The sequence below is a fragment of the Sphingomonas sp. genome, from assembly GCF_019746015.1.
GTDB lineage: Bacteria > Pseudomonadota > Alphaproteobacteria > Sphingomonadales > Sphingomonadaceae > Sphingomonas.
On sequence record NZ_JAIESM010000060.1, the window covers coordinates 1 to 11149 of the forward strand.

7 protein-coding genes are annotated in these 11149 nt (G+C 71.0%); all 7 read right to left on the reverse strand.

The genetic code is table 11. The features are described from left to right. Positions 1 to 2790 (reverse strand): UvrD-helicase domain-containing protein (locus tag K2Y03_RS08830; protein ID WP_294090109.1); only part of this gene is annotated, 2790 nt, incomplete at its 3' end. Further along, entirely contained in the window at positions 2787 to 5759 is a 2973-nt protein-coding gene (gene addB, locus K2Y03_RS08835; protein ID WP_294090111.1) for a double-strand break repair protein AddB, read from the reverse strand. The genes K2Y03_RS08830 and addB, both read right to left, overlap by 4 nt. Further along, positions 5752 to 6510, reverse strand: coding sequence for a nucleotidyltransferase family protein (locus K2Y03_RS08840; RefSeq protein WP_294090112.1), 759 nt, complete (start codon positions 6508 to 6510; stop codon positions 5752 to 5754). The genes addB and K2Y03_RS08840 overlap by 8 nt, the downstream gene beginning before the upstream one ends. Further along, entirely contained in the window at positions 6507 to 7493 is a 987-nt protein-coding gene (locus K2Y03_RS08845) for a phosphotransferase (RefSeq protein WP_294090114.1), read from the reverse strand. Before K2Y03_RS08845 ends, K2Y03_RS08840 begins: the two co-directional genes overlap by 4 nt. Then, a complete protein-coding gene (tsaE, locus tag K2Y03_RS08850; protein WP_294090116.1) occupies positions 7478 to 7924 on the reverse strand; it encodes a tRNA (adenosine(37)-N6)-threonylcarbamoyltransferase complex ATPase subunit type 1 TsaE in 447 nt (148 codons plus the stop codon). Before tsaE ends, K2Y03_RS08845 begins: the two co-directional genes overlap by 16 nt. Continuing rightward, the gene (locus tag K2Y03_RS08855) at positions 7921 to 10269 is read right to left on the reverse strand and encodes a PAS domain-containing sensor histidine kinase (RefSeq protein ID WP_294090118.1); all 2349 of its coding nucleotides are present in this window, start codon (positions 10267 to 10269) and stop codon (positions 7921 to 7923) included. The genes tsaE and K2Y03_RS08855 overlap by 4 nt, the downstream gene beginning before the upstream one ends. A gap of 139 nt (positions 10270 to 10408) precedes the next feature. Further along, positions 10409 to 11149 (reverse strand): adenosylhomocysteinase (locus tag K2Y03_RS08860; RefSeq protein WP_294090120.1); only part of this gene is annotated, 741 nt, incomplete at its 5' end.

Here is an 11149-nt window from a genome sequence, read left to right on the forward strand (position 1 = left end):
CGGGGCGGGGCGGCGCGCCCAGCCGGGCACCGGCGGCAGTGGCTCGGCAACCGGCGCCACGTCGCGCCGGGGCAGCGGCTTGCCCGGCACTCGCCCGGTGAACACACGCTCCCCCTCGCCCACCACACCCAGCGCGGCAAAGGCACGGTCGGCGGCGGCGTGCCAGCTGTCCTTCGGCGCGCCCTCCTTCGCGCGGGGGCCGAGCGACCCGGCAATCACCAGCCGTTCCTCGGCGCGGGTGGCAGCGACATAGAACAGCCGCCAATGCTCGGCCAGATCGGCGTCGCGCTGGGCCGCCACCAGTTCGGCAAGCGGGCCGCCCAGTTCATCCTTCTTCGGGCGGATAATGGGGATGCGGCCGCCGCCCACCTCCCGTTCCCAATGCAGCAGCGTGCGCGGGCTGGTGCCGGGGTCTACACAGGCATCCGCCAATATGACCAGCGGCGCCTGCAGCCCCTTGGCACCGTGCGCGGTCATCACCCGCACCGCGTCGCCCGCCTCGCCCGCGTCGCGCTTGATCTCCACCTCGCCACGATCGAACCAGTCGACAAAGGCCTGGAGCGAGGGCGTCGCCAGCGCCTCGAAATCAAGCGCGGCGGCGAGCAGTTCGTCGACCGGATCGCGTGCCTCGGTCCCCAGCCGGCGGAGCAGCCGCCGCCGCCCGTCGAGCGGCCCCGACAGCAGATGCTCCAGCAGCTGATAGGGGGTGGAGAAATCGGCGCGGGCGAGCAGATCGTAGAGCGGCGCCAGCTTTTCCTCGGGCTGCGTTGCACGCAGATGCCGCCACAGCCCGGTCTCGCGCGGCGCGGCGGCGGCGAGCAGTTCGTCCTGCCCCCAGCCGATCAGCGGGGAGACGAGCAGGGTCGCCAGCGTCAGATCATCCTCCGGCTGAAGCGCGAAGCGCAGCGCCGCGAGCAGATCCTGCACGGCCAGCGGCGCGTTCAGCCGCAACCGGTCCACCCCGGCCACCGGCACACCCTCCGCATAGAGCTTGGCGACGATCAGCGCGGCCAGTTCGCCCCGGCGCTTGACCAGCACCATCACATCGCCCGGCGTCAGCGGCCGCCCCTTGGACTGGAGCATCAGCGGATTGGCCGGGTCGAGCCACGCCTTGATCGTGCGCGCGATCCGCCCGGCATTGGCGCGGATATGGTCGTCGATCCAGGTTTCTTCGTCGTCACCGGCCCCGCCGCCCCGGGCCGGCGGCCACAGTTCCACCGCCCCCGGGCCGCCGCCGGCACTGGCATGGGCGGGCACCTCGTCGATCCCGAGCCCCGGTGCCGGCAGATGGGCAAGTGCTGCATCGACAAAATCGAGCACCGGCTGGGTGGAGCGGAAGCTGGTGGTGAGCGACAGCTGCCGGAACGGCGTGCCCTCGCCCGTTTCCGGATCATGCCCGGCGGCGGCGCGGCGGCCCACTTCGCGCTCCGCCCAGGCGAAGAATTTGGGGTCGGTGCCCTGAAAGCCGAAAATCGCCTGCTTATAGTCCCCCACCACGAACAAAGTGCGGCCGGTGGCGGTGCCGTCGCCGGCGAAAAACTCCTCCGCAATCGCCAGCACGATGCGCCACTGGTCCAGATTGGTATCCTGCGCCTCATCCACCAGGATGTGCTGGGTTTCCAGATCGAGCTTGTAGCGCACCCATTGGCCCATGCCGGGCGTCTGCAGCAGGCGCACGGTCGCGCCGATCAGATCGTTGAAATCGACCAGGCCACGCTGGCGCTTGGCAGTGGCATAGGCATGGGCATAAGCGCGCCCGGCACTCAGCGCGCGCGCCAGCAGATCGGCATAGGCCGCGCGTGCGCGCAGGCCGGTGAGCGCCAGGCAACGCTCGGCGATGGCCACGGCCAGCTCGGCATAATCCGGTTCCGCCGCAATCACCTTGGCGCTGAAGCTGCGCGGCGTGTCATCCTTCTTGAAACCGATGGCCTTCAGCGCATCGAGCATCGCGGCGCGGCCGGCCGGGCGCGCGTCCAGCCAGGCCTGGGCCAGGTCGGCCGCTTCGACCCCGGTCTTGGTGCCCCAGGCGCGATTGGCGGCGGCGATGCGCTTCAGCCCGGCAATGTCGAACCGGTCATCGGCGCAATCGGCGATGATTGCCTCCTCCACATCGCCGGCGGGCAGATCGAACGCCCGGCGCAGATCGGGCTGGATGCCGCTGGGCAGCGCGGCAAGCGCGTCGTGCGCGGCGGCGCAGGCGTGCAGAAATTCCTCCGCGCCCCCCTCGCCCAGCCGCAGGCTGAGCGCGCCGATCGCGTCGATCAGCGCCGGGTTGCTGCGCTCTGCCTCCACCAGCAGCGCGGCCAGCGTCTCGCGCGCCAGCACCGCTTCCTCGCGCCCCTCCACCGGGCGGAAGCCCGGCACCAGCCCCGCCTCCAGCGGAAAACCGGCCAGCAGCCCCTGGCAGAAGCCATGGATGGTCTGCACGCGGATGCCGCCGCCCGGCGCATCCAGCAGCCGCGCAAACAAGGTGCGCGCCCGCGCGCGCAGCCGCGCATCATTGGGGTCTTCGCCCAGCGCGAACAGGTCTTTCTTCAGATCGGCGTCGCTCATCCGCACCCATCGGGCGAGCTGGCGCGCGATGCGGCCGGACATTTCGGCCGCGCCCGCCTTGGTAAAGGTAAGGCACAGGATCGCGGCCGGATCGGTGCCGCGCAGCAACAGCCGATAGACACGCGCCGCCAGCACCTGGGTCTTGCCGGTGCCGGCCGATGCAGCGAGCCAGATATGCGCGGCCGGCGCGCTGGCCGGCGCCTGATCGCCTTTCAGGGGGGGCAGGCCCGGCGTCATGGCCCCCGCCCATACCATTCGTCGCGCCGCATCAGCTGATCATAATCGGTATAGGGCGCATATTCGGGCACCAGCTTGGCCGTGAACGGCGCGTCCCCGGTCAGCCAGCGGGCGATGGCCTCCTGCAGATTGTCCGCCGCGATGCGGGTGAACTGATCGGCGGGCAGCGGGTCGCGCCCGTCGCGGACCGGACTTGTTACCTTACCGAAACGACCATCATGTTTGGCCAGCGACCAGTATTCAAATGTATCCACGACACTGTCTAGTTCGGCCAATCCGGCCATCCCGCCCCGCTCCACGATCAGCCCCAGCAGGCCCAGTTGCAGGTTATACCCCTGTTTGACCGCGGCATTGGAGGGCGCCTTGCCGGTCTTGTAATCAACCACCGCCAGATGGCCGTCGGGCATCCGGTCGATCCGGTCCGCCTTGCCGGTCAGCCGCACCCCGCCGGGCAGGTCGATCGCGCCGCTCACCTCGGCCGCGACGATCCGGCGCCCGGTGCTGGCGAGTTCTACGGTTTCCTCGGCAATCCAGTTGATCGCCTCCATCAGCCGCGGCTGCCACAAAGCGCGCAGCAGCGGGTGGGTGCCGGGTGCGGTCAGCATCGCCCGGGCCAGGTCGATCAGCCGCGCCGGGTCCAGCCCGCCCTCCTTCGCCCAGGCCTCCAGCACCGCATGCACCGCCGTGCCACGCCACGCCGCGCTCGGTTCGGCATCGACCGCGTCGAGCACGGCGAGCTTCAGCACCTTGCGCGCGTAAAAGGCGTAAGGATCGGCCTTCAACCGGTCTACCTCGGTCACCGAGATGCAGCGCGGGCGCAGTGCCGCCGGCGGCACCGGCGCCGGGCACGGCTCGGGCGCGAAATCGTCCGGCACGTCCAGCGTGCGCGCCCAATGTTCCAGCTGGCCATCGCGAACGATGCCGCCGGTCAGCGCCTCCAGCCGCAACCAGAAGCGCGAGGCGATCGCCGGCCCCCGCGCATCGCGCCGGGCGCGGGTCAGCAGCACCTCCGGCGCGCCCAGCGCACTGGCCAGATCATGCGCCACCTGCCCCACCCGCCGGTCGACCCCGGGCAGGCCCAGCTCGGCGCGGATGCGCGGCGCGAGCCACGGGTCGGGCGCGGCGGGCGCGGGCCACACCCCTTCGTTGAGCGCGCCCAAGATGGTCAGATCGGCGGTCTGCAACCGCGCCTCGATCAGGCCATAGATGGCCAGCCGGGGATGCCCGCCCTGCGGCGGCCGCACCGCCACATCCTCCAGCAACAGGCGCAATATCTGGGGCAGCAGCGCCGGGTCGATCATCGCCGGACCCGCCGGTGCCTGTGCCTCGATATCCGCCAGCAGATCGGCCGCCGCGCGCCCGGCGGGGCCAGACCACAGGCCATCGCCGCACAGCGCCTGTGCCACATCGCGCAGCGCCGCGATCAGCCCGGCCAGCGGTTGCTCCCCGGCCGCCGCCACCGCCTCGATGGGGGCGAGCAGTGCGTGCATCCCCTCCCACCCCCTGATCGCGGCACGGCGGACGGCAACGTCGCGCCCCTCGCCGCCCGCCAGATGCGTGCCGATCCCGGCCAGCCCCGGCGCCGGGCGCGGCCCGCGCAGCGCAAGGTCGAGCTGGCGCACCTGCTCCAGCCAGCCCAGCCGCGCCTCCCCCGCCTGCACCAGCGGGTGCTTCAGCAGCGCGAGCAGGGCAAGCGGCGCGAAACGCTGCGCCGCCGCCTCCGCCAGCGCCAGCAGCAGCGTGCCCGGCGGCAGGATCGACAGCGGCCGCCCGGCCGAATCGTCGATGTCGACGCCCCAGCGCGCCAGCAGCGCCGCCACCCGCCGCGCCAGCCCCCGGTCCGGCGTTACCAGCGCGGCGGTCTTGCCCTCGGTCTCCAGCGCCTCACGCAGCGCCAGCGCAATCGCCTGCGCCTCCTCGGCGGGATTGGCGAGCACCGCCGCACGCACGCCAGACAGGCGCCGCGCCGCCGCCGGCAGCTCGCTCCAGCGCGCGGTGAACTCGGCCGGGGCCAGCGCCTCGGCAATCACCCGGCCCCGCGCGGCGCTCGCGTCATGCCCGCCGCCGTCGCGCCATGGCGTCACTTCGGCGCGGTTCACCCCCATCCGCTCGAGCAGCAGCTTCAGCTGGAATTGCGGGTGCGTCTCGATGGGGCGCGGGCGGCGCCCGTCCGCATCGGGGGGCAGCGGCCCCAGCGCCTGCCATTCTTCCTCGGCCATGGTGATCGCCAGATCGGGGAACACCGCCAGCCCCTGCGGCAACCCGGCGACGACGCGCAGCAACCGGGCAATCGCGGGTGCGGCACTGCTGATGCCGGCCGCGCAGACGAAACCGGCGGGCGGCGCCGCACGCCACCGCTCGCCCAGCGCCTTCAACAATCGGTTGCGGCGATCGGCCAGATCGATCTGCCCCAGCGCGCGCAGTGCCTGCGGCCAATCGTCGAGCACCACCTTGAACAGCTCCAGCGCCCGCTCCCAATGCTTGGAAAGCTGCTCGGTCATCTCCAGCGCGCGCAGCCGGGCGGGCGGCACTTCCTCCACCAGCAGCTGGTCGAGCGTGTGCGACAGTTCGCCCGCCAGCCGCAGCGCCTCTGCCGCATCGACCGGCTGGCCGGCGCGCGCCCGCGCCTGTGCCACCAGCCGCGCCATCGTCATCCGCCGGGCAAGCGGGACGATGGCGGGCGGCACCGGCTCGGCGGCATCCGCCGGATCAAGCGCGGCGGCAAGCCCCTCGCCCAGCGCCGCGTCGCCAATCGCCACCAGCCGGGGCAGCAGCAGCGCGCCGCCGCTGGCGCGCACAAAGGCATCGCTCAGCCCCCGCACCGCGCGCTGATTGGGCAGCAGCACCAACCCGCGCGCCAGCCGCATCGGATCGTCGCCAAAGCGGCGGATCAGCCCGGCGGCAAGCGCATCGGCAAAGGCGCGGTGCGCCGGAATGGAATAGAGCGCCAGGTCGCGCTGCTCAGCCATCCGCCAGAATGGCCTCTGTCCGGGCAATCGCGCCCGGCGTGCCGACATCGAACCACAGCCCGCCATGCACCAGGCCAAAGGCGCGGCCGGCGGCAATCGCCCGGTCCCAGAACAGGTTGGTGGAAAACGGCCCCTGCGGCCAATCGGTGATCAGCCGGGGGCTCAGAATCTGCACACCCGTCCACACGAACGGAGCGAGCCTGCCCGGCCGGCGGCGGCCGGCGATGCGCCCGTCGGGGCTCAGGTGGAAATCGCCCTGCCCGCCATGGCAATGCGCCCGGGCGAGCGGCACCAGCAGCAGCAGCGCATCCATTCGCGCATCGTCCCACGCGGCGGCAAGCGCGCGGATCGAATCGACCGGCCCGTCGATCCACAGATTGTCGCTGTTCACGGTGACGAACGGCCTGTCGCCCAGATGGGGCAGCGCCTGCACCAGCCCGCCGCCCGTCTCCATCAGCTGCGCGCGCTCGTCCGATATCACGATGTCGAGGCCATTGGCGTGGCGGCGAACATGTGCCTCCAGCGCGTCGGCCAGATAATGGACGTTCACCACCGCGCGCTTCACCCCGGCCGCGCGCAAGCGGTCGAGCGCATGGTCGATCAGCGGCTGCCCCGCCACCTCGACCAGCGGCTTGGGCCGCGTTGCGGTGAGCGGGCGCATGCGCTTGCCGAGCCCCGCCGCCATCACCATTGCTGTCTCCGGCACCGGCACGCCGGGATCGGGGCGCAGCGCCAGCGTCTTCGCGGTCATTGCGCGGCGGCCTGAACCAGCTGCATCGGGTCGCCGCGCAGCGCCATGGGGATGTTGGCGTCGAACCAAGCCCGAACCGGCGCCAGCGCCGGATGCGCCAGATCATGGTTCAGATAGCGCCACACGCGCGGGCACAGCCCGGGGTAACGCGGCTTGCCATCGCGCCGCCACAGCCGGGTGAAGATGCCCACGATCTTCGCGTTCCGCTGCGCGCCCAGAATGTGATAGGCGGCGTCGAAATCATCCCCCGAGCCGCTGGCCGCGCGGTAATGCGCCAGCATCGCCGCCTCGATCGCCGGTTCGACATCGCGCCGTGCATCCTGCAGCAGCGAGACAAGGTCATAGGCCGGGTGCCCGGCCAGCGCGTCCTGAAAATCGAGCAGGCCCTGCCGCCCGCCCGGCAGCAGCATCAGGTTTTCGGCGTGATAATCGCGCAGCACCGTTACCGGCCGGGGGGCAATCGCGGCATCGAACACCGCGTCCCACGCTGCGGCATAGCCCGCCGCATCGGCCGCGATCCCCAGTGTCGGGCAATACCATTCGGTCAGCAGTGCCGCCTCGCGGTGGAGCACGGCCCGGTCATAATCGGGCACCGGCGCGGGCGCATGGCCATGCAGATCGAGCAGCACATCCACCGCTGTGCGATAGAGCGGCAGCGGCGCCGCGCCCGCATCGATTGCCTCGCGCATCCGCTCGTCGCCGAAATCCTCGATCAGCACCAGCCCGGCATCGGCCGCCTGCGCCAGGATGGCCGGCGCGCCGAAATTGCGCGCGCGCAGCCACTCGGCGATGGCGATGAAGGGGCGCGGATCCTCGTGCGGCGGCGGCGCGTCCATCAATATGGCCTGCCGCCCCGCGCCCGCCACGCGGAAATAGCGGCGGAACGACGCATCTCCCGCCAGCGGCACGATCTGCGCGCCTGCCCAGCCATGTTGGTCCAGAAAGTCCCGCGCGAGCGGCGGGGGTGTCAGATCAGCGCCCATCGCGCTTCCCATGCCGCCGGCACCGCCGCTGTCAAGCACCGCGCGCCATCCGCCGCGACCGACAGCGTCAGCGCCAGCGCATGCGGCCAGGCATCGGCGCCGGCGCGCTCGGGCCATTCGATCAGCAGCAGCGACTCGCCTTCCGCCTCGTCCAGCCCCAGTTCGGCCAGCTCGCCCGGGTCTTCAATGCGATAGAGATCGACGTGCAGCACCGGCAGCGACACCTCGGGCGGGTCGTAAGGCTGGACGATCGCAAAGCTCGGGCTTGGTGCCTCGCCGGCCAGGCCCAGCGCCGCCAGCAACCCGCGCGCGATGCTGGTCTTGCCGGCGCCCAGCGGGCCGGTAAGCGTGATCACGTCGCCCGGCGCCACCAGCGCGGCCAGCCGCGCGCCGAAACCCTCGCTCGCTTCGGGCCCGTCCAGGCGGATCATGCGCGCCGTCGCGGCAGCGTGACGGTGATCAGCGTGCCCTGCCCGCGTTCGGAAACCAGTTCGATGGTGCCGCCATGCGCCTCCACAAACTGCTTGGCGAGCGGCAGGCCAAGGCCCAGCGCCCGCTCGCCGCTGCGCGTGATGCCCGGCTCGGCAAATCGGTCAAACGCCCGGGCAATCGCCTTGGGCGTCATCCCCCGCCCATTATCGGAGACGATGATGCGCGCATGCGTCGCATCGCCATCGCAGTGGAGCAGCACCCGCCCGCCTTCAGACAGGCCGCCGCTCGCATGGCGCAGCAGGTTCTCGATCACCTGGCCCAGCCGTGCCGGGTCGCCGGTCACCGCGCCACTCGAAGGCTGGGGATCAACGACAAAGTCCAGCTTGCGCGCGGCCATCACGGGCGCCAGCCGCGCGGCGACATCGCGAGCCAGCGCGGCGACGTCGACCGCCGCCGTCTCCAGCGCCGGCGCGCGCTCGCCCTGTGTAAGGTCGAGCACATCATCGACCAGCGCCGACAGCCGCTCGACCGACTCCAGGATCGCCGCGACATAGCCGGTCGCCGCATCGTCGAGCGGCCCGCCATAGCCCGCCTTCAGCATCTCCGCGAAGCCGCTGATCGAGGTGAGCGGCGTGCGCAGTTCATAGCTCATATTGGCGACGAAGGCGGTCTTCACCCGGTCTGCGGCCTCCAGTGCTTCGTTGCGGTCGCGCAGCGCATGCTCGATCTTCCGGCTGTCGGTCACGTCGATCATCGTGAACAGCGCATTGCCGTCGGGCAGCGGCACGGCGGCGAATTCGAAATGGCGGCCATCGGCAAAGGCCAGGTCGCCGCCGCGCTGTTGCCGGTCGAGCGTCGCCGAGCGCACCATTTCGCTGATCAGCACCGCCTTGCCGGGCTTGGCGAGCTTGGCTTCGGCGGCCTTCGCCAGCGCATCGACACGCGGGTGCGCGGCGAGCAGTTCCTCCTCAAAGCCCCAGGCCTGGCGGAAGCGGTTGTTCCACAGCTGCAGCCGGCCATCGGCGGCAAAGACGCCCAGCGCCTCATACAGATTGTCGAAAGTTGCGGTGCGCACGCGCAGCAGCGTGTCGCGCGCGCTGGCCAGCTGCACCTGCTCGGTGCGATCCTCGAAGATCAGCAGCAGCCCGCCATCGGGCAGCGGCTGCGCCACCACGCGCAGATGGGTGCCGCCGGGCAGGTGCCATTGCTCCTCGGCGGCTTCGGCCGCCATGAACCAGTCGCGCCGCTCCGCCTTCCAGCCGGGGAAGTCACGCACTTCGGGCAGGCGCTTGGCCTCGCGCATCCGCTCCAGCACCCGGTCGAACTCGGGCCGGTCGCTCAGCCATTCGGGCTTCATCGCGAACAGCCGGCGGAAGGGCTGGTTGCAAAAGGCCAGGCTGCGATCGGCATCGAACTGGGCGACACCGGCGGACAGCCGGTCGAGCATCGCGCGCTGCGCCTCGGCAAAGCGCTTCAGCGCGGCGCGCGCCTGCTCCAGTTCCTCGATATCGACGGCAAAACCGCCCACCCCGCCGCTGGGCAGCGGCACATCGACCAGCTGCAGCATCCGCCGCGCGCCGCGCATCGTGGCGGGGAGTGCCTGGGTGACCGGCCGGCGCTGCTCGCGCGCGGCGGCGGCATTGGCGAGCGGGCCACCGGTGCCCAGCCCCTCGATCAGCTCCAGCCCGCGCGCGACGACATCATCGGCGTCGCGCCCCTCCACCGCCTGCACATAAGCAGTGTTGACCATCATCAGCTTCAGGTCGGCGCCGCGATACCACATCGGGATGGGTGCTGCTTCGATCAGGCCGGTCAGCGCGTCGAACGCGGCGTGGAGCTGCGCGCTTTCGGCCTGCAGCCGCGCCAGCGTGGTTTCGGTGTCGCTCGCGTCGATCAGCCAGACGACGACGGCCCCTTCCACCGCCCGGCCGCCGCGCTCGCCGCGTGCCACCAGCGTGGTTGCCGCGCCCGTCACCCTCAGCCGACGGGTAAAGGGCCGCGCGGCCTTGTGCGCAGCCGCGATATCCTCGTGCAGCGCCGCCAGATCGTCCGCCACGATACCGGCCCCGTCGCGCGTCAATTCGCCCAGAAACTGCGCCGGGCGCGGCAGCCCCAGCCAGCGGCCCAGCTGCTCGCTCATCACCACGCGGCCATTGGGGTGAACCAGCATCGCCTGCGCCGGCGACGCGGCGAGCAGCGCATCGAGCTGCGCCCGCCCGGCGGCGAGCGCGCGCGCCTCCGCCCGGGCGCTCAGCCCCGCGAACAGCGCCCAGCCCGCCAGCGCGATGAGCACCGCCAGCACGGCCCCGACAATGGTGGCGGCAAGGGGGGTCAGAACGATCATCGCGCCGATTCTGCTGCCCCTTTTGTCATCCGCGCAACTCTAGATGGGCGGCGCGGCAATGCAACACGGGCCCGACGCCGGGTGTCGGCGCAGGGCCCGTGGTCTGGCTGTTCCCCGGCGCCTGGCCGGGGATCAACGCTTAGTAACGGTAATGATCGGGCTTGAACGGCCCGGCCACCGGCACGCCGATATAATCGGCCTGCTTCTTGGACAGCTGGGTCAGCTTCACGCCCAGCTTTTCCAGGTGGAGCGCCGCCACCTTCTCGTCCAGATGCTTGGGCAGCACATAGACGTCGTTCTTGTACTGCTCCGGATTGGTGTACAGTTCGATCTGCGCCAGCGTCTGGTTGGTGAAGCTGGCCGACATCACGAAGCTGGGGTGACCGGTCGCATTGCCCAGGTTCACCAGGCGGCCCTTCGACAGGATGATGATCTGCTTGCCGTCGGGGAATTCGACCAGATCGACCTGCGGCTTCACTTCGGTCCACTTGTAGTTCGACAGCGCCGAAATCTGGATTTCGCTGTCGAAGTGGCCGATGTTGCACACGATCGCCATGTTCTTCATCGCCTTCATGTGGTCGGCGGTGATGACGTCGGCGTTGCCGGTCGCGGTCACGAAGATGTCGGAGCGCTGGACAGCCTCTTCCATCGTCACGACCTCAAAACCTTCCATCGCCGCCTGCAGCGCGCAGATCGGGTCGATCTCGGTCACCAGCACGCGCGCGCCGCCGTTGCGCAGCGACTGGGCCGAACCCTTGCCCACATCGCCGAAGCCGGCGACCGTCGCCACCTTGCCGGCGAGCATCACGTCGGTGCCGCGACGGATCGCGTCGACCAGCGATTCCTTGCAGCCATAGAGGTTGTCGAACTTCGACTTGGT